Below are 22,304 nucleotides of genomic sequence, written 5' to 3' on the forward strand. Positions count from 1 at the left end.
GGCCGTCACAGCGTCTCCAGCCGGACGTCGACGACGGGGTCACCGGCGTCGATCAGCGCCGACGCGCCCGCAAAGACGGTCGCCGCAGCCTCCCCGGCGGTGCCGGCGGTGGCGCCGTCCCCGTCCGATGCGGCCGCGGTGGCGGCCAGGTTGAAGCCGATCGAGGCCACCCCGCGCGGGACGCCGTCGTCGGCGACCGCCCGCAGGACGAGGGCGCCACGGGCCGAGCGCACGCGCACGCGCTCACCGGTGGTGACACCGAGGCGGTCGAGGTCGTACGGGTTCGCCTGCACCGTGGCCGGCGGCGCCAGGGCGGCGAGCGAGGCGCACGCCTCCACGAACACGCCCCCGTCGTAGAGGTGGCGCGGCGCCACGAGGCGCAGCGAGTAGCTGTCGGGCGCGGGCACGTGCGGGGCGTCCACGGGCTGGGGCCACTGCAAGGGCCGGGGGCGGGCGGCGGCGCTGCCGGCGCCGTTGCCGTCGCCATGGCCGGCGCCGTTGCCGTCGTCGTTGCCGGCGCCGTTGCCGTCGTCGCCGCCGAGGGGCTCGGCCAACCCGGCGCGCGGCGGAGCCCCCTGGATCTCGACGGCCTCGATGCCGGGCGTGGCCACGGGGTCGAAGGGGGCCAGCGAGGCCCTGGAGGAGATGCGCACGGGTGACGACGCCAGCGGGGCGACGATGCCGTCGCGCCCGCCGGGCGCGTCGAGGGCGGCTCGGGTGATCCCGGCGTGCGAGGGGGCCAGGCGCTCGACCTCGTCCCAGATCTCGGCGACGCTGGCGAAACCGAGGTCCGCGCTCAGCCGCTCGGCCAGCTCGACGGCCACCATCCAGTCCGGCCAGCACTGGCCGGGTGCCACCAGCTTCTGGGCCACGCGGGTCACGCGGCCCTCGATGTTGGTCGTCGTCCCGGCGCGCTCGTGGGCCGAGGCGGTCGGCAGCACGACGTCGGCGAGCGCCGACGACGACGACAGGAAGGCGTCGACGGCCACCACCAGCCCGGCGCGGCGCAGGGCCTCCTCGGCCAGGGCCCGGTCGGGGAAGTCGCCGACCGGGTCGGCCCCCACGAGCACGAGCGCGTGCATGGTCCCGTCCGCCAGCGCCCGCAGGATGCCGGTGGTGTCGCGGCCGCGCGCCGGGGGGACCGAGCCCCACGCCGCGGTGTACCAGTGGCGGCCCTCGTCGAGACCCACACGGCCCGGCAGGAGGCCCGGTGCGAGGCCCATGTCGATCGCACCCATGACGTTGCCCCGGCGCAGTGCCGGAAGAAAGCGCGCCGCGGGCCACGCCTCGGCCAGGGCGGCGGCGGCGGCGGCCACCAGCTCGGCGTGCTCCGCCATCGAGGGCCGGCCGAGCACGACCACCACGCCCTCGCCCCCGTCGCCGGCGCGCCCCAGCGCACCGCGTGCGGCCTCCCACGCGCCCTCGTCGACCGACTCCGGGCGCTCCCCGCCGGCGGCGACGGCGCGGGCCAGGGCGGCGGCCTCGCCGGGCCGGTAGGCGAGCGACGCCGTGGCGAACTCGCCCAGGGCGCCCGAGCGCGCCGCCAGCTCGACCACGGGCACCCCGCCGTCGACGGCGGCGCCCCGCAGGCGGAGGAAGAGCACCGGCAGCTCCTCGCGCAGGTCGCCGGCGAGGACGACCACGCACCGGGCGCGACAGGCGTCGTCGACGGTGGCCCGGGGCAGGCCCAGCACCACCTCGGCGGGCAGGCCGTCGGCGAGCTGGGCGTCGACGGAGTCCGTGCCGAGCACCGACTTGGCGAGCTTGGCCCACGCGTAGGCGTCCTCGTTGGACAACCGGGCCCCCCCGATCACGCCGATGGACTCGGGGCCGTGCTCGGCCCGGACCTGCGCCAGGCGCGCTGCCGCGGTCGACAGCGCCTCGGCCCACGACGCCGGCACCAGCGCGGCGCCGGCCGCGTCGCGCTCCCCGGTGCCGCGCACGAGCGGCACCGTCAGGCGGTCCTCGGCGTTCACGGCCTCGTAGCCGAACCGGCCCTTGTCGCACAGCCAGCTGTGGTTGAGGGGATCGCTGTCGATGCCGAGCAGGCGCGTCACCCGGTTGGCAGACGACTGCACCGCGGCGCGGCAGCCGAAGGCGCACAGCGTGCACGTCGACTCCACCTGGTCGAGGTCCCAGGGACGGGCCGTGAACCGGTACGGCGAGGCCGTGAGGGCACCGACGGGGCAGATCTGCACGGTGTTGCCGCTGAAGTACGACGTGAAGGCGTGGTCCTCGAAGACGCTCACCTCGACGGTGTCGCCGCGCCCGAGGAAGTCGATCTGCGCCTCGCCGGCCACCTCGGCGGCGAAGCGCACGCAGCGGCCGCACTGGATGCAGCGTTCGCGGTCGAGCAGCACGAGCTCGGAGATGGGGATCGGCTTCGCCCAGTGGCGCTTCTCCTCGAGGAAGCGGCTCTCGCCCGGGCCGTACCCGAGGGTCTGGTCCTGCAGGGGGCACTCCCCGCCCTTGTCGCACACGGGGCAGTCCAGGGGGTGGTTGACGAGGAGGAGCTCGAGCACGCCCACCTGGGCTTTCTTCGTCTTCTCCGAGGTCGTGTCCACCTCCATGCCCTCGGCCACGGTGACGTAACAAGCCGGCTGGAGCGTCGCCCCACGGGGCCCGGACACCTCGACCAGGCACATCCGGCACATGCCGACGGGCTTCATGCGCGGGTGGTAGCAGAACCGCGGGATGAACGTCCCCGCCCGCTCGGCCGCGGCGATGAGGAACTCGCCCGCCGGGGCCGTGACCTCGCGCCCGTCGAGCGAGAAGGTGACCGTGGCGTCGGGGTCGGCCGGTTGCGAGATGGCGTGGTGCGAGGTGGCGACGGGGTCAGCCATGGGGGCAGCCCCCCTCCTTGACGTGCACGAGGAACTCGTCACGGAACATCCGGATGGCCGACGCGATGGAGGAGGGGATGGAGGAGCCGAGCACGCAGATGGTGGTCTGCTGGGGCGGCCAGGACACGCCGGGCGCCAGGTTGTCGCAGACGTCCATGAGCAGATCGACGTCGGACTCGCGGCCCGCGCCGTCCTCGATGCGCCGCAGGATCTTCTCGAGCCAACCGCTGCCCTCGCGGCACGGCGTGCACTGCCCGCAGGACTCGCGCCAGAAGAAGCGCGTGATGCGCCAGGCGGCCCGCACCACGCAGGTGGAGTCGTCCATCACCACGATCGACCCCGACCCGAGCATCGAGCCGGCCTCCCCCACCTCGTCCTGGCCGAGGGGGAGGTCGAGCTGGCCCGGCCCGAACCACGGGGCCGACACCCCGCCGGGGATGATGGCCTTCAGCTGGCGGCCGCCGGGGATCCCGCCGCCCAGGCCGGGGTCGTACACGAGGTCGCGGAAGGTGGTCTTCACCATCTCCACCTCGTAGACGCCGGGGTTGTGCACGTGCCCGGCGAGGGCGAAGAGGCGGGTGCCCGTGGAGCGGCCGGCCCCGAGCGCGGTGAACGCCTCCGAGCCGTTGACCATGACCCACGGCAGGTTGGACAGCGTCTCCACGTTGTTGACGACGGTGGGCTCGCCGTAGAGCCCGATGGCGGCGGGGAAGTAGGGCGGCTTGATGCGGGGGAAGCCCCGCTTGCCCTCGAGGCTCTCCAGCAGGGCGGTCTCCTCGCCGCAGATGTAGGCGCCCGCACCGGGGTGGACCACCACGTCGACGGAGAACCCCGACCCGAAGATGTCCGCACCCACGGCGCCGTGCTCGTAGGCCTCGTTGAGCGCCGCCTGCACGCGCTCGAGGCCGAGGGCGAACTCGCCGCGCACGTAGACGAAGGCACGCGACGCCTGGATGGCGTAGGCGGCGATGACCACCCCTTCGATGAGCTGGTGCGGGTCGCGCTCGACGAGCATGTGGTCCTTGAAGGTGGCGGGCTCGCTCTCGTCGCCGTTCACCACGAGGTAGGTGGTGGGCGCCTGGCGCAGCATCGACCACTTCCGCCCGGCCGGGAAGCCGGCCCCGCCCCGGCCGAGGAGGCTGACGGCGTCGACCTCGCTCGCCACGGCCGCGGGCGTCATGGTCAGCGCCTTGCGCAGGCCCTCGTAGCCGCCGGTGGCGAGGTAGCGCTCCAGGGTGTGCGAGTCCTCGTGCCCGAGGCGCGACGTGACGATCCGGGGTGCCTCGGTCACCGCCATCAGGACCCCTCCGCCCCGGCCCCGGCGCGCGCCGCGGCGGCGGCGCGCTCGGCCCGGATGGTGGCGTCGTCGACGCGCAGGCCCCCGGCCCGGCGCACCCGCACCAGGGTCCCGTGCGGGGGGATCTCGTCCGCCAGGCGCCCGGCGCGCAGGTCGTCGACCAGCCGGTCGAAGGACGCCGGGGTGACGTCGCCGACGAAGCGGTGGTTCACCTGGAGGCACGGGGCGCGCCCGCAGTCGGCGATGCACTCGGCGTCCTCGAGGGTGAACATCCCGTCGGCCGTGGTGGCGCCGGGGCGCACCCCGAGCGACGTCTCCACGTGCTCGAGCAGGTCGTAGGCGCCGCGCAGCATGCAGGCGATGTTGGTGCACAGCGAGATGACGTAGGTCCCGACCGGCTCGGTGTGCAGCATCTCGTAGAACGACGCCGTCCCCAGCACCTCCGCCGGTTCGAGGCCGAGCAGCCCGGCGATCTCCTCGATGGCCTCGGGGCACAGCCAGCCGTCCTGCTCCTGGGCCAGGTGGCAGATGGGGATCAGCGCGGAACGGGGGTGCGGGTACAGGCCGATCAGCGCCCGCGCCCGCGCCACGACCTCGGCGGAGAGGTGGCCGCCCGCGGCGGGGGACGTCATCGGTCGACCTCCCCCATGACGGGGTCCACCGACGAGATGGTGGCGACGGCGTCGGCGACGAGGCCGCCGTGCATCATCACGGGGAGGCTCTGCAGGTTCACGAACGACGGGGCCCGGATGTGGAGCCGATGGGGCTTGGCCGAGCCGTCGGAGACCATGTAGCAGCCGAGCTCCCCGCGCGGGGACTCGACCGCCACGTAGACCTCGCCCTCGGGGACCTTGAACCCTTCGGTGAAGATCTTGAAGTGGTGGATGAGCGCCTCCATCGACTCGTCGATGCGGGCGCGCGGTGGCGGCGTCACCTTTTTGTCCTGGACCCGGTAGTCGCCGGCGGGCATCTTGTCGAGCACCTGGCGGAGGATCCGGACCGACTCCCGGATCTCGTTGAGGCGGATGGCGTAGCGGTCGAAGTTGTCGCCATAGGTGCCGATGATGACGTCGAAGACGACCTCGTCGTAGGCCAGGTACGGCATCGCCCGGCGCAGGTCCCAGGCCACGCCGGTGGAGCGGAGGATGGGGCCCGTGGCCGACAGCGCCAGCGCCTCCTCGGCGCTCAGCGCGCCGACGCCCTCCATGCGCTCGCGGAAGATGGGCTGCCCCGTGAGCAGCTCGTCGTAGACGGCGAGGCGCGCCGTGACGTTGTCGAGGATGGTCTCCACGTCGTCCTCCCACCCGTCGGGCAGGTCGGCGGCGGTCCCCCCGGGGCGGATGAAGTTGTGGTTCATGCGCAGCCCGGTCGTCTTCTCGAAGAAGGCCAGCACGAGCTCGCGCTCGCGGAAGCCGAAGATCATCATGGTGGTCGAGCCCACGTCCATGCCGTTGGTGGCGAGCCACATGAGGTGCGACGACACCCGCTGGAGCTCCGACAGCAGCATGCGGATCCACACGGCGCGCGGCGGGATCTCGATCCCGAGCAGCTTCTCGGTGGCGAGCGAGAAGACGAGCTCGTTGTTGAGGGGCGACAGGTAGTCCATGCGCGTGACGTTGGTGGCGCCCTGCTGGTAGGTGAGCCCCTCCCCCGTCTTCTCCATGCCGGTGTGGAGGTAGCCGATGATCGGCTTCGTGCGCAGCACCGTCTCGCCGTCGAGCTCCATCATGAGGCGCAGCACGCCGTGGGTGGACGGGTGCTGCGGGCCCATGTTGATGATCATGGTCTCGTCGTCGGGGTACTCCACGTCGAGGTCCGAGACGTCGACCCCGGTGCCCTCGGGGAGCCGCAACACCGACCCGGCCTCGCGCCCGAGCTCCGCCGGCGATGTGGCGCCGCGGTCCCCGAGCTCCTGGGAGCCCTCGAAGGTCTCCGACGACAGGGAGGACCCGGTGTGCGGCGTCATCGGGGGCCCGGGGCCTGCTTGAACTGCACCGGCACCCGCCCCACGCCGAAGTCCTTGCGCAGCGGGTGCCCCTCCCAGTCCTCGGGCATGAGGATCCGGGTGAGGTCGGGGTGCCCGGTGAACCAGATGCCGAACATGTCGAAGGCCTCGCGCTCCATGGCCTCGGCGCCGCGGTAGAGGTCCCACAGCGACGCCACCACGGCGTCGTCCTCGGGCACCTGCACCCGCACGCGCACCCGCCTTGGCTGCGACACCGACAGCAGCGCCACCACCAGCTCGAAGCGCTCGGCGGCCACGCCGTCGGGCAGGGCCCGCCCCGGGTGCCCGAGGTAGTCGACGGCGGTGAGGTCGGCGAGCATCTCGAACCCGGCCGCCCGGTGGGCCGCCACCGCGTCGTGGTACCCGGCACGCGACGGGAACACGATGTCGTGCCCGTCGGGCGACGTGGCGCGGGCCACGCCCGGCAGCGCCGGCTCCTGCGGCCCGGCGGACTCCGACGGCCCGGCGGGCCCGGACGGCCCGGCGGACCCGGCCTGCTCCTGCGCCGCGGTCGGCGCGCTCACCGCGGCGTCCCCAGCCGGACGGCGTCGGGGCGCTCGGGGACCCAGCCGGCGAGCTCCTCGGGGCTCTGCGCGGACGGGGGCCGGCGCGTGATCTCCCCGGTGCGGATCTTCTCGTGGAGGGTGAGGATGGCATGCAGGAGCATCTCGGGGCTCGGAGGGCAGCCCGGCGCGTACACGTCCACGGGAACGATCTGGTCGACGCCCTGGACGATGGCGTAGTTGTTGAACATGCCGCCCGTCGAGGCGCACACGCCCATCGAGATGACCCACTTGGGCTCCATCATCTGGTCGTAGACCTGCCGGAGCACCGGGGCCATCTTCTGCGAGACCCTCCCGGCCACGATCATGAGGTCGGCCTGGCGGGGCGAGGCGCGGAACACCTCCATGCCGAACCGGCTGATGTCGAAGTCCGCGGCGCCGACGGCCATCATCTCGATGGCACAGCACGCCAGCCCGAAGGTCACGGGCCACACGCTGTTGCGGCGCGCCCACTTGACCAGGTCCTCGACCCGGCCGGTCAGGAAATTGTGCTGGAGGTCCTCGAGTCCCATGCCGCCCTCACGCCCGCTTACGCGGCCCGGCCGGCGTCCGGGCCCGGGCCCGGGCCCACGCGGGCGATCGTCGATGCGGTGGTGCGCTCCGGCATGGCCGGACGGAGCCGCTTGGCCGGTCCCCAGTTCAGGGCGCCGTTGCTCACGAGGTAGAGGAACGACACGAACACGACGCCGGCGAAGACGAGGACCTCGATCAGGCCGAACGTGCGCAGCTGCCGGAAGATCACCGCCCACGGGTAGAGGAACACGATCTCGATGTCGAAGATGATGAAGATCATGGCCACGAGGTAGAAGCGCACGGGGAAACGCTGCGGTGGCTCGCGGTCGGGGATGATCCCGCACTCGTAGGGCGCGAGCTTGGCCGCGGTGGGTCGTTTCCGGGGGGCCAGGAGGCCCGACGCCAGGAACGACATGCCGGCGAAGAGCACGCCCAGGACGAAGAGCAGAAAGATCGGCAGGTAGGCGCTCATGACCGCTTGCGGTTCTACCACGGCACCCTGCGCACGGGCACATTGGCAATCGGCGCGCCGGGAGGCCTCGGCGCCGCCCCGGCGAGCGGGTGTCGGGGCGACCCGCGGGCACCTACGATCTAGCCGGTGACACCCTCCGCGACCCCCGCCACGAGGAGCGCTCCGGCTCGCCCGGTGACCGTCGACGACGGCCACCTCCACGACGTGGTCGTCGTCGGGGGCGGACCCTCGGGCGCGGCGTGCGCCTACTGGCTGGCCGACGCCGGCTGGGACGTGGCGCTGGTCGAGAAGAAGCACTTCCCGCGGGAGAAGACCTGCGGCGACGGCCTCACGCCGCGGTCGGTGCGCCAGCTCAACGACATGGGCCTGGCCGGCGCCCTGGCCGGGGCACACCGCTACGAGGGCCTGCGCGCCTGCGCCTACGGGCGTTCGCTCGAGCTGTCGTGGCCCGATCACCCCTCGTTCCCCCCCTACGGGTACGTGATCACCCGCCACGACCTCGACCAGCTCGTCGCCGAGCGGGCCGCCAAGGCCGGGGCCACCGTGTGGGAGGGCGCCGAGGCCATCGGGCCGATCCTCGACCCGGCCACGGCGGGCACCGTCGGCGGGGTGGGGACGAGCTCGGAGGTGCTGCCCAGCTGCGCCGGGGCCAACGTGCTCGACCGCGACTCGGGACGGACCCAGGCCGTGCGGGGCCGCTACGTCGTGGTCGCCGACGGCGCCAACTCGCGCTTCGGCCGCGCCCTCGGGACGTCACGCGACCGCCAGTACCCCCTGGGGATGGCCCTGCGGGGCTACTTCCGCTCCCCGCGCCACGACGACGCCTTCATCGAGTCCCATCTCGACATCCGGGACGCCTCGGGTGCCGTGGTGCCGGGATACGGCTGGGTCTTCCCCCTCGGCGACGGGCGGGTGAACGCCGGCGTCGGCATCCTGACCGTCGACGGCCGGTGGAAGGGGATCAACACCACCCACCTGATGGACGCCTTCATCGACTGGGCACCCGCCTCGTGGGGGTTGTCGACGGCGACGCTGTGCGGGCCGCCGACCGGCGGGAAGCTCCCGATGGGCCTGTCGGTGCGGCCCCGCATCGGCCCCAACGTGCTCGTCACCGGCGACGCCGCCGGCACCATCAACCCGTTCAACGGCGAGGGCATCGCCTACGCCTACGAGACCGGCCGGCTGGCGGCGGCCTGCGTGGCCAGGGCGCTGTCGGGCGAGGGGGTCCACGCCCTCGTCGACTACGAGTCCCAGCTCCAGGCCGCCTACGGCCTCTACTTCAAGATCGCCCGGGAGTTCGTGAAGGTGATCAGCAGGCCCGAGCTCATGCGGGTGTGCGTGGGCGCCGGCATGCACTCCACCAGCCTCATGGGCTGGCTCATGCGCATCATGGCCAACCTGCTGCACCCCGACGAGCTCGGCCCGGCCGAGATCGCCTACCAGGCGCTCCTCGCCGTCGCCCGGTCGACGCCCGGCTGAACCGCCCCGGGCGGGGCGTCACAGCAGGTCCACACCCACCACCCTCGCCTCGATGTCCCGGAGGACGGTGGTCTGCGCGTCGATGGGGAAGACGAAGTTGCTGACGGATGCCATCGTCGCCTGCACCCGGCCGCCGAACACGGCCATCGCCGTGGTGACGGTCGTCACGGTCTGGCCGTTCACGTTGCCGATCCGGGCGATCTGGAACGCGGCGACCTGCACACCCGAGTCGGCCAAGGGCACCGGGACCACGAGCGGCTGCACCGTGGCGGTGACGAAGGTGCCCGACCCCGGCCCGCGGCGCGGCACGTAGGGCAGCATCGCCTGGACGAAGGGCTGGTAGCAGGTGGCGAAGAGCCCGGGGTCCTGGAACACCCGGGCGTCGGCCTGCTGGACCTGCACCGAGGCGACGACGTCGACCAGCGAGCTGACGGCGCCGCCGTTGCCGGCGGGATCGTTGTACGTGCGGGAGCCGACCTCCGCGGTGCGGCCGTCGGCGCCGCCCGTGCCGAGCGCGCCGTCGAGCGCCGACACCGGCACGCGCAGGCAGCGGGCGAGCACGGTGGAGGCCTGCGCGGCCGTGTGCTGGGCGGCGGCCCCCTGGGTGGTGGCCCCGGCGGCGAATACGTTGCCCGTCCGAACCATCTCGGACGTCCACCCGGGAAGGTCGCCGCGCTGGATGCCCACCCGGGCGGCCAGCGCGGCATCGGACTTGGGCGCGCCCGCGGCGTGTGGTGTGGTGCCCCCCACGTGGAGGTACCAGACGCCCGCGGCGATGGGGAGCAGGCCGACGAGGATCGTGACGAGGGCCACCCGGAACACGCGCCGCCCCCGTGTCAGGGGTTGGCGGCGGGCCGCACCGGGCCGGCGGTAGGGCACGCCGCGTGCCGTGCGGGACGCCGGCGTCCAGTCGTCGTCCTCGCCGTCGACGGCGTCGGCTTCCTCGACCTCGCCGACCTCGCCGACCTCGCCGACCTCGCCGACCGCGCCGACCGGGCCGACCGCGCCGACCGCGCCGACCGGGCCGACCGGGCCGACCTCCACGCCATGGGCCTCCCCGGCGGCCTCCCGGACCTCCCCGGCGGCCTCCCGGACCTCGTCGACGACGTCCACGGGGCCCGCCGACACAGCGGGGACGACCTCCGGATCGGGCTCGGCGACGACGTCCGCCTCGGAGGGCTCGACGACCGGCCCGGGGGCGAAGGGCGCGGCCGGGGCGAGCCCGACGACGGCGTCCGACCGGCCCGACAGGGTCGTGCCCAGGAGGGTGACGGCCTCCATGTTGGGATCGGCCATGTCGACAGCGACGACGGGCGCGGCCCCGGGGACGGCCGGCACCGGCGCGACGGGTACCGGGGCGGTGACCGGCTCGGCGACGGCGACGGGCTCGGCGGGGACGGCCACCGGCTCGGCGACGGCGACGGGCTCGGCGAAGGCAGCGGGTGCGGCAGGGACGGGGGCAGCGCTGTCCTCGGGAACCGGGGCCGGTGCGGGCGGGACGACGGTGTCGTCCTCCACCGGAGGTGGCGCGGCGACAGAGGCGTCACCGAGCCCGGAAGGAAGCAGGAGGCGCAGCGGCCGCCCGTCGAGGACGAACCGCAACGAGCTCACCGGCCGCTCTCCCGGGAGCGTCGCCGCGGGACCGAGCTCGATGGAGGACATCCGGTCCCACCCCACCGTGCGCCGTGCGCCCGGGGCCGGACCCAACACGGTGATCCCGCCGGCGTCGACGATCACGGAAAGGTGGCCGACGACTGCCGTCCCCTCCGGCGTCTCACCCTCCAGAGCGACGTCGTCCAACCGAAGGCCCCCGCTCCCCCCGCCGAAAGGTCCCATCGCGCTCCTCCGTTCGGCGCGCCGTCAGCTGTTGGCGGCTACGCCCGTGACAGGCGCGTTCAGCGCCAGGTTCCCTGCTGACCCCCGGAAGAAGGCGTCACCGAAGTTGAAGACGCCGCCGTCGGAGGCGACCATCCAGTACCCGCGGCCCGTGGTCGTCGGCGAGATGCCCACCACCGGCTGGTTGAGGTGCGACCCGCCCATCGACCCGAAGAACCCGGCGTCGCCGAAGGCGAACAGCCCGCCGTCCGACGCCACCTCCCAGTACCCGCCGCCGGCGGGGGTCGTGGCGATCCCCACCACGGGCTGGTTGAGGCGCGTGCCGCCCATGGAGCCGTGGAAGGCGGCGTCGCCGAAGGCGAACACGCCGCCGTCCGACGCCACCTCCCAGTACCCGCCGTGATCGGACGTCGGGGCGATGCCGACGACGGGTCGCGACAGGGCACGGCCGCCCATGGAGCCGAAGAACGGGGCGTTGCCGTAGGCGAACAGACCCCCGTCGGTCGCCGTCATCCAGTACCCCTGGGTGGAGCAGGGCGGGACGTCGGGGCTGCAGGTGCCGGGGGCGGGGGCCGGGGCGATGGCCGAACCCGTCAGCTGCGGGTCGTGATGGTACTGCGGCCAGGCCCCGCTCCCGAGCGAGTGGTTGGACCCGTTCGTGACCTTGTAGACGGCGATGAACCCCTGGGTGTTGTCGTTGTTCACGCCGCCGTAGGTGCCCGCCACCACGATGTCGTCCCCGACGCCCGAGGGGTCGGGCACCACCAGCGGAGAGTTCTGCATGTTGAGGTTGGCGGCGTTCGTGTCGCCCCCGAAGTTGCCCGACGGGCTGTTCAGGTTGAGGCCCTGCGAGCTCACGAGGCCGCCGGTCCGCCCGTCGAGGATGTCGAAGCCGAGGCCCGAGGCCACGACCACGTCCTGGTAGCCCTCTCCGAAGTCGGCCGTGGCCACGCCGCCCGCGATGGTGTTGGTGTTGGTGGTCTGCCCGGGCGGCAGCGGCAGCTGCACGGCCCACAGCTGGTTGCCGTTGGGGTCGACGGCGAACACGAGGCCGCCGATCGTCTGGCCGTCCGCCGTCCACGTCGGCTCCACCACGTCGAGCCGGCCGTTGCCCTGGAGGTCGGCGAGCGCCGGCGTCGCCCGCGTGTAGCCGCCGAGGTGGCGCTCCCAGCGCAGCGCGCCCGTGGCGGCGTCGACGGCCGTCAGCCCGTCACCGTCGCTGCCGCCCCAGTACCGCCCGTGCCCGTAGACGGCGACGGGCCCCGAGCCGTCCAGGTTGCCCACGACCGGCGACGACGTCACCACCTCGTTGCTGGCGTCGGTCCACACCGTGCCGCCGCGCGCGCTCATCAGCCGCGAGGCGCCGCCATTCCAGTTGTCGAGCGCGCCCGGCCCCGCCGTGGAGTCGCTCGACGCCACGATCTGCTGGGAGTTGTCGACGTTGGCGATGGCGGCGGTGGCGAAGGTGGTGTCGGCCGTCTTCTGCGGCCACCCCGGGATGGTCCCGCCGGTTGCGGGGTCGAGGGAGTACAGGCTCAGGCTCACGCCCCCCACGACGATGCGGGCCTGACCGGTGCCCGTGTCACCGATGGCCGGCGACGCCGGCACGGCGGGGTCGCCGCCGAGCGTGCCGTAGACATCGGGCAGCGTGCGGGCCCACTGGGTGTTGCCGCCGGGCCCGTACTCGATGACCGACCCGTGACCGGCGTTGCGCGCCGCGGGGTTCATGCCCCCCACGTCGCCGGTGCTGACCACGACGTCGTCGAGGCCTCCCCCGACCGGCAGCACGGCCGGTGTGGAGTCCACCGCGTTGCCGTTGCACTGCTGCGGCCAGCCCGGCGTCGTGCTCCCGTCGGACAGGTGGACGGCGTAGACGCAGCCGTTGACGCGCGATCCCACCACGATCGACTGGCCTCCCCCGTCGAGCGTGGCGAGGTTGGGCGACGACAGATCGATCTGGGAGTTGGGGCCGAGCATGTCGGCCCACTTCAGGCTCACGCTCAGGCCCGTCCGGGGGGCGGCCGCCTCGACGGTTCCGGGCAGGGCGATCCCCGCTCCCACCGTCATCGCGATCGTGGCCAGAGCCGCCGCCACCCTGAGGTGCCGACGCGACCGCGCCAGAGCCATGCTGACCTCCTCCGTCACCGACGTCCCGGCGCGGAACCGCTTCCTGGTCATGTGTCGGCACGAAAGGCCCACAACCTGAGCGCCCGGCCACGTGCCCGCGGGACGAGCGGCGGTCCGGCGGGACGGCCGTGGCGGCGGGCCCGCTCCCGCTACCTGCCGATGTGGACGAAGCGGACCAGCTCCATGTTCTCGTAGGTGATCCACGAGTCGGTGACCTGGCGGTAGGGGAACATCTCGTGGGCGCCCAGGGACCGGTCGGCGAGGAGGTCGGTCTCGAGGGTCTCGCACTTCGTCCCGAACGTCTGGTACCCCGGGGCCCACACCAGCCAGATCTGGTGGACGGGGGCACTCAGCTGCTCGAGGCGCGCCGCGAAGGTGCCGGAGTGCCCGGCGCGCGAGGCGGCCGAGTAGTCGACCCAGTTCACGAAGGCCGGCCCCGTGCCGCGCGGGAAGGTGATCTCGCGGTACCTCCCGGCGGGCAGGAGGCGGTGGACGGCGGGGCCGAGCTGGTCGGGGCAGTACGCCACGACGTCGCCGGGGCGGCCCAGCCGGGCGAGCGTGGCAGCCACCTCCCCCGCCTGGGTCCGGCTCGTCCAGATGTTGGGCACGCTCCCCGCCACCCCGAAGGCCACTGCGGCCACCAGGACGCCGGCGCGGATCCGGCGGTCGCCGAAGGTGGCCAGGCCCAGGGCCACCAGCAGGACGAGCGGGACGAACACGACCGACGCGTACCTCGCCTGGAACGCGCTGCGGCTGGCGTAGCCGCCGACGATGGCGACGGCGAGCGTGCCACCCAGCACGAGCGCCAGGGCCCGGCTGCGCGGGCGGGTGCGCAGGTCGAGGTCGACGTGGACGGCGCCGCGGGCCACGCCGAACAACCCCAGGCCGGCGAGGGCGAAGTAGACGAGGGCGAGCGCACGGCCCTGGCTGGTGGCCCCGCCCGCGAACGACGCGACGGCGTTGACCATGGCGGCGAAGTTCGCGGGCTTGGCCCACGGGGTCCCGGTGTGGTGCGCCTGGTACAGGAAGGTCGGCACCCACGGCACGAACGCCAGGCACCCGACGACGACGGCGGCGAGAGCGGCGCGCGCGCCGCGGCGACGGTCGTCGGGGCCCCGCCATGCCTGCCACGCCAGCCACAGGGCCGTCACGCCCACCAGGTAGAGCGCCCAGTAGTGCGCGTAGAGCAGCGACGCCGTCAGGACCGCGAGGGCGAGGACGTTGGCCGCGGTGCGCCGGCGCAGGATCTGCTGCAGCGCCACCACGCCCGCGGCGGAGAGGAAGCCCACGAGCGCGTACATCCGGTTCTCGGTGGCGTACCGGACGGCGAAGGGGGACGTCGCCACGATGACCAGGGCGCCGGCGGCCACCGTCCGGCCGCCGAGGCGACGCCCGGCCACCCACATGAACGGCAGGGTGGCGCAGCTGAGCAGGCCGGACAGCGATCGCACGGCGGTGTCGGAGGTCCCGAACGCACCCGTCCAGAAGTGGAGCAGGACGTAGTACAGCGGGGGGGCGCCGTCGCGGCGCAGGGCACCGTGGATCTGCCCGAGGGGGAGCCGCGCGATGTTGAGGGTGAGCGCCTCGTCGAGCCACATGTCCGACCGCGCCACGAAGCGCAAGGCCACCCCGAGGGCGATGACCGCCACGGCGCCGACCACCATGACCCCGAACAACGCCGGGTGCAGCCCGTCCGTGGCGTCGGGCGCGGGCCCGTCGAGCACCGCCGCGGGCCCGTCGGGCACGACGACCGGGGAGCCGTCGGGCACCTCCGGGAAGGCGTCGGCGTCCGGGGCGTCGGCGGGTGCGACGCCGGGTGCGACGCCGGGTGCGACGCCGGGCCCCGCCGGCGGCGCCTGCACCCCGTCCATCCACGGCATGGTAACGAAACGACGGACCGGTTCCGTGGCACGGCCCCAGCATCAGCCGGGCCGCCTGCGACCCTCCGCCCCGACGGGAGGCGCCACCGGACCGGCGGTGGGCCGTTCGCAGCGACCGGGCCGACGGCGCGCCGGCCGACGGAGGCCGGCTCAGCCGGCCGTCGGGACGGCGGCCGCCGACGCCGCCGCGCCGGCCGCCGCCTCGACCACGGCGTCGATGTCGGCGTCGGTGTGCGCCAGGCCCGGGAACATCACCTCGTAGGGACCGGGCGCCAGGGCCACACCCCGCTCGAGCATGGCCGAGAAGAACGGGGCGTACCCGCCCCCCGCCACCGATGCCCGGGCCGACTCGTAGTCGGTGACGGGGGCGTCGCCGAAGAAGAGCCCGACCAGCGGCCCCACGACCGGCACCTGCACGGCCACGCCCGCACCGGCGATGGCGCCCTCGAGACCGGAGGCCAGGCGACCGGCGCGGGCACACAGGTCGTCGTAGTCCGCAGCCGTGACGGCCCCCAGCACGGCGAGCCCGGCGGCGGTGGCGAGCGGGTTCCCCGACAGCGTGCCCGCCTGGTACACGGGACCGCCCGGCGCCAGCACGGCGAGCACGTCGCGCCGTCCGCCGAACGCCCCGAGGGGCAGCCCGCCGCCCATGACCTTGCCGAAGCACCACAGGTCGGGCGTCACCCCCGACAGCGCCGACGCCCCGCCGGGGCCCAGGCGGAACCCGGTGATGACCTCGTCGAACACGAGCAGGGCACCGGCGTCGTCACACGCCGTGCGCAGCGCCTGCAGGAAGCCGGGGGCGGGCCCGACCAGGCCCATGTTGGCGGCGACCGGCTCGACGATCACGCACGCCACGCGCTCGTCGAGCTCGGGGACCCTGTTGTAGGGCACGACCACGGTGTCGGCCACGGCCGACGACGGGACACCGGCGGAGCCGGGCAGGCCCAGCGTGGCCACCCCGCTGCCCCCGCCGGCCAGCAGCGTGTCGGCGTGGCCGTGGTAGCACCCGTCGAACTTCACGACCCGGTCGCGTCCGGTGAATCCCCGCGCCACGCGCACCGCGCTCATGGCCGCCTCGGTCCCCGACGACACCATGCGCACCTGGTCGCACCCGGGCACGCGGCCGCAGACGGCCTCGGCCAGCAGTACCTCGCCCGGGGTGGGCGCGCCGAAGCTCGTGCCGAGCGCTGCGGCGCGCGCCACGGCCTCGGTGACCACCGGGTGGGCGTGACCGAGCAGGACGGCGCCGTAGGACTGGACCATGTCGACGTAGCGCCGGCCCTCGACGTCCCAGACGTGGGCGCCCTGGCCACGCACCACCGTGTAGGGCACGCCACCGACCGCCGCGAACGACCGGACCGGCGAATCGACGCCGCCCGGGATCACGTGTCGGGCGCGCTCGAACCACCCCGCGTTGGTGGGCGGCCCCGACGGGTCAGCCATGCAGGGCCTCGGCGACCTCACCGGCGAAGTACGTCAGGATCATGCCCGCCCCGGCGCGCTTCAGCGCGGTGAGGTGCTCGAGCGCCACGGCGTCGCCGTCGATCCAGCCCCGCTCGGCGGCCGCCTTCACCATGGAGTACTCGCCGCTCACGTGGTAGGCGGCGACGGGCACGTCCACGCGCGCCGCCACCGCCGCGATCACGTCGAGGTACGCCATGGCCGGCTTGACCATGACGATGTCGGCGCCCTCGGCCACGTCCAGCGCGACCTCGGCGAGCGCCTCGCGGCCGTTGCGGAAGTCCTGCTGGTAGCCGCGTCGGTCCCCCCCGCCGGCGATGCTCACGTCGACGGCGTCGCGGAACGGCCCGTACAGCGCCGACGCGAACTTGGCCGCGTAGGCGAGCACCGCCACCTCGGCGCGCCCCGCCTCGTCGAGCGCGGCGCGGATGGCGGCGACCTGGCCGTCCATCATGCCGCTCGGCGCCACCACGTCGGCGCCCGCGGCGGCCTGCGCCCGGGCCACGCGTCGGTAGCGCTCGAGGGTGGCGTCGTTGTCGACGCTGCCGTCGGCGGCGAGGACGCCGCAGTGCCCGTGGTCGGTGTACTCGTCCAGGCACAGGTCGGCGATGAGCACCATGGTGTCGCCGAGCGAGCTGCGCAGCTCCGCCAGCGCCACCTGCACGACGCCGTCGGTGTCCCAGGCACCGGACCCTTCCGCGTCCTTGGCCGACGGGATGCCGAACAGGACGATCCCGGGGATCCCGAGCGACGCCAGCCGCTTCGCCTCGCGCACCAGCGACGCCGGGGAGTGCTGCACATGACCCGGCATCGACGCGATGGGCACCGGCTCGGCGACGCCGGCCCGCACGAAGAGCGGGGCGATGAGGTCGTCGACCCCCACGGTCGTCTCGGCCACCAGCCGGCGCATGGCGGGCGTGCGCCGGAGGCGGCGCATCCGGCGCACCGGGAATGCTGCAGGCCGCATCGGCCTCGGTGACATGCCCTCCACGGTGCGCGAGCCTACGTGGACGGCGGCGTGTCGACCCCCCGCGGCGCCCCGCCCCCGCCGACGTGCGCCGACAACGCGGCGACCAGTCCGGCGGCACTGTGGTCGGCGGCCACCACGTCGACGGTGAACCCCTCCCCCCGGGCCGCCTCGGCCGTCACGGGCCCGATGCAGGCCACCACCGCCGGCCGGGGCCGGCCGGCGGCCAGCGCGGCGTACGCCGTCACCGTGGACGGGGAGGTGAACGTGATGGCGTGCGCCGCCGAGGCGGCGTCGAGGGCATCGTCGGTGGCGCCGTCGGCGGCGGTGGCGGGGACGGTGCGGTACGCCTCGACCTCGATGACGTCCCACCCCTTCTCCCGGAGCCCGGCCGCCACCACCGGGCGGGCCTCCACCGCCCGAGGGAAGAGGACCGTGCCCGAGGCCGGGCCCGAGGCCGTGCCCGCGCCCGGGGGCGCGGCTGCGGGCATGGCGGCCACGAGCCCTTCGGCCGTCTCGACCTCGGGCACGAGGTCCGCGACCAGGTGGCGGGCGGCCAGCGCCCGCGCCGTCACGGCCCCCACGACGGCCAGCCGGGCCTGCCCGAGCGACCGCCCGTCACGCAGCAGCGGCACGAACCGCTCGACAGCGTTGGCCGACGTGAACACGACCCAGTCGAACGACGCGACGCGGGCCGCGGCGGCGCGCAACGCCTCGCCGCCGTCGGGGGGGTCGACGATGGCGACCACCGGGAGCGCCACCACCGTGGCCCCGGCGCCCGCCAGGGCGGCCTCGAGCACCGCCGCCTGGGCCGGGGCCCGGGTCACGACCACGCGCATCCCCGCCAGGGGGCCACCGCCGGGGCCGGCACGGGGCGGGCGGAGGTCGAGGGCGGCAACGGGCCCGATGACGATCGCGCACGGCGGCCCGAGCGCCACGTCGGCGAGGCCCGCCAGGGTCGTGCGCACGCTGGACTGTGCCGGGGTGGTGCCGCCGTGCACCACGAGCACGGGGGTGTCGCCGCTGCGCCCGCCGGCGACGAGGCGCCGGGCGATCTCGCCGCGGGCCGCCATGCCCATCAGGACCACGATCGTGCCGCCCACACGGGCGAGCGACTCCCAGTCCACCGCCCCGGGGGCGTCGGGCGGGCCGACGTGCCCGGTGACCACCGTGACCGACGACGACAGTCCCCGGTGCGTCACCGGTGTGCCCGCCGCCGCCGGCGCGGCGAAGGCGGAGGTGACGCCGGGCACGACCTCGAACGCGATGCCCTCGGCCAGCAGCGCTTCGGCTTCCTCCCCGCCGCGCCCGAAGACGAAGGGGTCCCCGCCCTTCAGGCGGACGACGGTCCTGCCCCGGCGGGCATGCTCCAGGACGAGGGCGGTCACGTCGTCCTGGTGGCCCTGCTCACCGGGACGCTTGCCGACGTCGACGCGCCGTGCGGCCGCGGGCGCCAGGTCGAGCAGGGCCGGGGCGACGAGCCGGTCGAAGAGGACCACGTCGGCGAGCGCCAGCACCTCGGCGCCCCGGCGGGTCAACAACCCCGGGTCGCCGGGCCCGGCCCCCACCAGGTAGACGGTCACCGCCCCTCCGCCCCGACGCCCCCCTCGGTGCGCTGCGACCAGTCCTCGAGCGACGAGCCTCCACAGTCGTCGAGCAGCTCGAGCGCCAGTTGGCGGCCCAGCTTCTGGGGCGACTGCCCGGACAGGCGCCGCCGCACCATGACCCCGCCGCCGCGGCTGGCCAGCATGCCCTCGACGACCATCTCCGCGCCCACGCCGCTGTGAACCGCCAGGGCCCCGAGCGGCAGCGTGCACCCGCCGCCCACGGCGGCCAGGAAGGCCCGCTCGGCGTCCACGTCGTCGTGCAGGGCGGGATCGTCCACGGCGCGCAGGAGCTCCAGCACGTGGTGGTCGTCCTCGCGGCACTCGACCGCCAGGGCGCCCTGCCCCACCTGCGGCAGCAGCGTGCCGGGATCGAGCACCTCGGCGACGTGCGACGCCAGGCCCAGGCGCTGCAGCGCCGCCAGCGCCAGCACGCCCGCGTCGACCTGGCGCGCCCGCTCGAGCCGGGTGGCCATGTTCCCCCGCAGGTCGCAGAAGGTCAGGTCGGGACGGAGCCACGCCAGCTGGGCGCGGCGACGCACGGAACCGGTGGCCACGGTGGCTCCGGTCTTCAGGTCCTGGAGCGGTGACCCGACGAGGGCGTCGCGGGGATCGGCCCGCTCCGGCACGCACGCCAGGACCAACCCGAGCGGCGTGGCCGAGGGCAGGTCCTTGGCCGAGTGCACCGCCAGGTCGGCGCGACCGTCGAGCACCGCCGCCTGCACCTCCTTCACGAACGCGCCCTGGCCGCCGAGCTGGGCCACGGGGACGTCGGCCAGCGCGTCCCCCGTCGTCCGCACCACCAACGGTTCGCACCGCGGCGCCCCCGGCACGGCCGCCACCAGCGCCACGACGCGGCGCGCCTGCCACAGTGCCAGGGGCGACCCCCGGGTGGCCACGCGCAGGGCGCGCCGGCTCGCTCGACTGTTCGGGGTCACGATGACGTGGGACCGGGGTCGGGTGCGGACGGCGTCGGTGGCTGTCGAGGTCCGGACGTGCGGGGACCGGGCGTGGCGCTCAGAGGTCGAACAGCGTGCGCAGCGCCTCGACCAGCCGCTCGCCGCGTGGGGTGCCCGCGGCGTCCTTCACGGCCACGGTCGGGTTGTGCAGCAGCTTGGCGAGCACGTCGCGCACGACGGCGCCCACCTCCTGCCACTGCCGGTCGTCGAGGTCGGCCAACCGGCCGCGATGGCGCTCGAGCTCGGCGAGGCGCAGCTCCTCCATGCGGCCCCGTAGCGCCGACACCACCGGGGCCGCGCCCCGCGCCCGCTCCTCGGCGCGGTAGCGCTCCACCTCCTGTCGCACGATCTCGCGGGCACCCGACAGCTCCGCCCGTCGTCCGGCCAGGGCGCGCTCGGCGTGCTCGGTGAGGTCGTCCATGTCCAGCAGCTCGACACCGGGCACCTCGCGCACCGCGGGGTCGACGTTGCGCGGCACACTCAGGTCGACGACCACGAGCGGCGAGCGCCCCGGTGTGGCGGCGCGCGCCTCGCACGCCGGGGCCAGCACGTCGGGCCCGAGGACGGGCAGCGCGGCGCCGGTCGACACGAGGACCACGTCGGTGGCGGCCAACGCCTCGGGCAGCCCGGCGAGGCCGACCCCGGTGCCCCCGACGCGCGCGGCCAGGATCGAGGCGCGACGCGCCGTGCGATTCGCCACCACCACCTGGGCGAGGTCCCCGTGGCCCCCGAGCGCGTCGACCATGCCCTCGCCCATCTCCCCGGCCCCCACGACGAGCACGTGCCGCCCGGCCAGCGAGCCCCCGAGGCGCGAGGCGGCGAGCTCCACCGCCACATGGGAGAGCGATGTCGCGCCCTGGGCGATGGCGGTGGTCGTGCGCACATGGCGCCCGGCCTGCACGGCGTGGCGGAAGAGCCCCGACAGCACCGGCCCGCTGGCGCGCTCGGCGTCGGCGCGCTCGAGCGCCCGGCGCACCTGACCGAGGACCTCGGTCTCACCGAGCACGCTGGAGCGCAGCCCGGCCGCCACCTCGAAGAGATGCGTCGTCACGGCGTCGTCGAAGAGCACCGTCCAGTGGTCCTGCAGCGCGCCGAGGGGTGCGCCCGCCACCCCGGCGAGGTACTCCTGGAGGTCGGTGACCCCCTCGTGGAAGCGCTCCACCACGGCGTACAGCTCCGTGCGCATGCACGTGGACAGGACCACCACCTCGGCCAGGTTGGCCCGGTCCCGCAGGCTCGCGACGGTCTTGCCGAGATCCTCCTCGGGGATGGTCACACGCTCGAGCACGTCGAGCGGGACCTGGTGCTGCTCGAGTCCAACGACGATGACGGACAAGCGTCTCGCAGAGCTCCTTGCACGTGTCGACGGTCCGCGACGGGCCGGCCGGCCCGATGTCTGCCCGGCTCCCTCCTACCAGGATGCCGGGCGGCGGGGCCCCGTGCCAGACCGGGGGGCCCGGTGGGGGCCGGGTCCCAGGTCGGAGGCGGTGGGGCGCGGGCGGCGGGAGCTCAACCGGGCTCGGCCGAGGTGAGGCCCACGGCGTGGGGCAGCGGCGACCAGGCCGGGCCCTCTCCCGGGACCAGGCGGTGCGACAGGTAGAAGCTCATCACCTGGAGCTCGATCGACAGGTCGACGTAGCGGAGCAGGACCTCGGCCGGGACCGTGAGGACGCGCGGGGCGAAGTTGAGCACCGAGCCCACCCCGGCGCGCACCATGCGGTCGGCGACCTCCTGGGCGGCCGAGGCCGGGGTGGCGATGACGCCGATGGCGGGCGGGTCTGCCTCCGACACGCGCTCGTAGTCGTCGACGTGGTGGACCGTCACCCCGCTGATCTCGCTGCCGAGCAGCGACGGCTCGACGTCGAACAGGCCCGCCACGCGAAATCCCCGGGAGGAGAACCCCTGGGAGTTGGCCAGGGCCCGGCCCAGATTGCCGAGCCCGACGATGGACACGGGCCAGTCCCCGTGCAGGCCCAGCTCCCGGTCGATCTGCGCCAGGAGGAACTCGGCCTCGTAGCCCGAGCCCCGCGTCCCGAACGACCCCAGGAACGACAGGTCCTTGCGCACCTTGGACGCGTTGACCCGCGCCATGTCGGCCAGCTGGTCGGAGGACACCGTCGTCGTCCCGGCCCGCACCAGCTCCATCAGGATCCGCTGGTACACGGGCAGGCGTGCGACCGTGGCCTCGGGGATGCGACGCGCGCTCGGTTCGGGCATCGCGGCGGATCGTACCGACACCGGGACCGCTCGCACCAAGCGAGCCACCCGGTCGACGGCGTGCCGGGAGCCCGGGCC

17 protein-coding genes are annotated in these 22,304 nt (G+C 74.7%); 1 reads left to right on the forward strand and 16 read right to left on the reverse strand.

Translation table 11 applies throughout. The features are described from left to right. Positions 1–5: 5 nt before the first annotated feature. From nuoG to ndhC, 7 genes are read right to left on the reverse strand one after another with little or no spacing between them, the layout of a single operon-like run. Positions 6–2,843, reverse strand: a complete 2,838-nt coding sequence (gene nuoG / locus VMV22_03350; GenBank protein HUY21356.1) for an NADH-quinone oxidoreductase subunit NuoG — start codon at positions 2,841–2,843, stop codon at positions 6–8. Beyond that, positions 2,836–4,140 carry an NADH-quinone oxidoreductase subunit NuoF gene (gene nuoF, locus VMV22_03355; GenBank protein ID HUY21357.1) on the reverse strand — a complete coding sequence of 435 codons (1,305 nt, stop codon included), beginning with the start codon at positions 4,138–4,140 and terminating at the stop codon, positions 2,836–2,838. The genes nuoG and nuoF overlap by 8 nt, the downstream gene beginning before the upstream one ends. Beyond that, positions 4,140–4,772 carry an NAD(P)H-dependent oxidoreductase subunit E gene (locus tag VMV22_03360; GenBank protein ID HUY21358.1) on the reverse strand — a complete coding sequence of 211 codons (633 nt, stop codon included), beginning with the start codon at positions 4,770–4,772 and terminating at the stop codon, positions 4,140–4,142. Before VMV22_03360 ends, nuoF begins: the two co-directional genes overlap by 1 nt. After that, positions 4,769–6,106, reverse strand: coding sequence for an NADH-quinone oxidoreductase subunit D (locus VMV22_03365; protein HUY21359.1), 1,338 nt, complete (start codon positions 6,104–6,106; stop codon positions 4,769–4,771). Before VMV22_03365 ends, VMV22_03360 begins: the two co-directional genes overlap by 4 nt. Further along, a complete protein-coding gene (locus VMV22_03370) occupies positions 6,103–6,669 on the reverse strand; it encodes an NADH-quinone oxidoreductase subunit C (GenBank protein ID HUY21360.1) in 567 nt (188 codons plus the stop codon). Before VMV22_03370 ends, VMV22_03365 begins: the two co-directional genes overlap by 4 nt. Beyond that, positions 6,666–7,220, reverse strand: coding sequence for an NADH-quinone oxidoreductase subunit B family protein (locus VMV22_03375; protein HUY21361.1), 555 nt, complete (start codon positions 7,218–7,220; stop codon positions 6,666–6,668). Before VMV22_03375 ends, VMV22_03370 begins: the two co-directional genes overlap by 4 nt. A 17-nt stretch (positions 7,221–7,237) precedes the next feature. Then, on the reverse strand, positions 7,238–7,693 hold the full coding sequence (ndhC, locus tag VMV22_03380; GenBank protein ID HUY21362.1) for an NADH-quinone oxidoreductase subunit A: 456 nt from the start codon (positions 7,691–7,693) through the stop codon (positions 7,238–7,240). Positions 7,694–7,819: 126 nt separating this feature from the next. Between ndhC and VMV22_03385 the strand changes: the two genes are divergently transcribed. Next, positions 7,820–9,172 (forward strand): geranylgeranyl reductase family protein, encoded by a 1,353-nt coding sequence (locus tag VMV22_03385; protein HUY21363.1) that lies wholly within the window; start codon positions 7,820–7,822, stop codon positions 9,170–9,172. Between the two features lie 18 nt (positions 9,173–9,190). Here the strand turns inward: VMV22_03385 and VMV22_03390 are convergent, their stop codons facing one another. From VMV22_03390 to VMV22_03430, 9 genes are all read right to left on the reverse strand, one after another. Beyond that, positions 9,191–11,008 carry a hypothetical protein gene (locus VMV22_03390; GenBank protein HUY21364.1) on the reverse strand — a complete coding sequence of 606 codons (1,818 nt, stop codon included), beginning with the start codon at positions 11,006–11,008 and terminating at the stop codon, positions 9,191–9,193. 24 nt (positions 11,009–11,032) lie between these two features. Then, the gene (locus tag VMV22_03395; GenBank protein HUY21365.1) at positions 11,033–13,186 is read right to left on the reverse strand and encodes a PQQ-binding-like beta-propeller repeat protein; all 2,154 of its coding nucleotides are present in this window, start codon (positions 13,184–13,186) and stop codon (positions 11,033–11,035) included. A gap of 98 nt (positions 13,187–13,284) precedes the next feature. Further along, entirely contained in the window at positions 13,285–15,006 is a 1,722-nt protein-coding gene (locus tag VMV22_03400; protein HUY21366.1) for a glycosyltransferase family 39 protein, read from the reverse strand. A gap of 159 nt (positions 15,007–15,165) precedes the next feature. Continuing rightward, on the reverse strand, positions 15,166–16,461 hold the full coding sequence (locus VMV22_03405; GenBank protein HUY21367.1) for a glutamate-1-semialdehyde 2,1-aminomutase: 1,296 nt from the start codon (positions 16,459–16,461) through the stop codon (positions 15,166–15,168). Next, positions 16,454–17,446 carry a porphobilinogen synthase gene (gene hemB / locus VMV22_03410; protein ID HUY21368.1) on the reverse strand — a complete coding sequence of 331 codons (993 nt, stop codon included), beginning with the start codon at positions 17,444–17,446 and terminating at the stop codon, positions 16,454–16,456. The genes VMV22_03405 and hemB overlap by 8 nt, the downstream gene beginning before the upstream one ends. A 35-nt stretch (positions 17,447–17,481) precedes the next feature. Continuing rightward, positions 17,482–19,029, reverse strand: a complete 1,548-nt coding sequence (cobA, locus tag VMV22_03415; protein ID HUY21369.1) for a uroporphyrinogen-III C-methyltransferase — start codon at positions 19,027–19,029, stop codon at positions 17,482–17,484. After that, positions 19,026–19,988 carry a hydroxymethylbilane synthase gene (gene hemC / locus VMV22_03420; protein ID HUY21370.1) on the reverse strand — a complete coding sequence of 321 codons (963 nt, stop codon included), beginning with the start codon at positions 19,986–19,988 and terminating at the stop codon, positions 19,026–19,028. The genes cobA and hemC overlap by 4 nt, the downstream gene beginning before the upstream one ends. Before the next feature lie 79 nt (positions 19,989–20,067). Continuing rightward, positions 20,068–21,345 (reverse strand): glutamyl-tRNA reductase, encoded by a 1,278-nt coding sequence (gene hemA, locus VMV22_03425; GenBank protein HUY21371.1) that lies wholly within the window; start codon positions 21,343–21,345, stop codon positions 20,068–20,070. A gap of 173 nt (positions 21,346–21,518) precedes the next feature. Further along, positions 21,519–22,226, reverse strand: coding sequence for a redox-sensing transcriptional repressor Rex (locus tag VMV22_03430; GenBank protein HUY21372.1), 708 nt, complete (start codon positions 22,224–22,226; stop codon positions 21,519–21,521). Between the last annotated feature and the right edge of the window lie 78 nt (positions 22,227–22,304).

The sequence above is a fragment of the Acidimicrobiales bacterium genome (assembly GCA_035531755.1).
Lineage (GTDB): Bacteria > Actinomycetota > Acidimicrobiia > Acidimicrobiales > UBA8190 > DATKSK01.

Excerpts from the sequence above, each read along its gene's own strand:
- nuoG (HUY21356.1), bottom strand. The coding sequence starts at position 2,843 with ATGGCTGACCCCGTCGCCACCTCGCACCACGCCATCTCGCAACCGGCC.
- nuoF (HUY21357.1), bottom strand. The coding sequence starts at position 4,140 with ATGGCGGTGACCGAGGCACCCCGGATCGTCACGTCGCGCCTCGGGCAC.
- VMV22_03360 (HUY21358.1), bottom strand. The coding sequence starts at position 4,772 with ATGACGTCCCCCGCCGCGGGCGGCCACCTCTCCGCCGAGGTCGTGGCG.
- VMV22_03365 (HUY21359.1), bottom strand. The coding sequence starts at position 6,106 with ATGACGCCGCACACCGGGTCCTCCCTGTCGTCGGAGACCTTCGAGGGC.
- VMV22_03375 (HUY21361.1), bottom strand. The coding sequence starts at position 7,220 with ATGGGACTCGAGGACCTCCAGCACAATTTCCTGACCGGCCGGGTCGAG.
- ndhC (HUY21362.1), bottom strand. The coding sequence starts at position 7,693 with ATGAGCGCCTACCTGCCGATCTTTCTGCTCTTCGTCCTGGGCGTGCTC.
- VMV22_03390 (HUY21364.1), bottom strand. The coding sequence starts at position 11,008 with ATGGGACCTTTCGGCGGGGGGAGCGGGGGCCTTCGGTTGGACGACGTC.
- VMV22_03395 (HUY21365.1), bottom strand. The coding sequence starts at position 13,186 with ATGACCAGGAAGCGGTTCCGCGCCGGGACGTCGGTGACGGAGGAGGTC.
- VMV22_03400 (HUY21366.1), bottom strand. The coding sequence starts at position 15,006 with ATGGACGGGGTGCAGGCGCCGCCGGCGGGGCCCGGCGTCGCACCCGGC.
- VMV22_03405 (HUY21367.1), bottom strand. The coding sequence starts at position 16,461 with ATGGCTGACCCGTCGGGGCCGCCCACCAACGCGGGGTGGTTCGAGCGC.
- hemB (HUY21368.1), bottom strand. The coding sequence starts at position 17,446 with ATGCGGCCTGCAGCATTCCCGGTGCGCCGGATGCGCCGCCTCCGGCGC.
- VMV22_03430 (HUY21372.1), bottom strand. The coding sequence starts at position 22,226 with ATGCCCGAACCGAGCGCGCGTCGCATCCCCGAGGCCACGGTCGCACGC.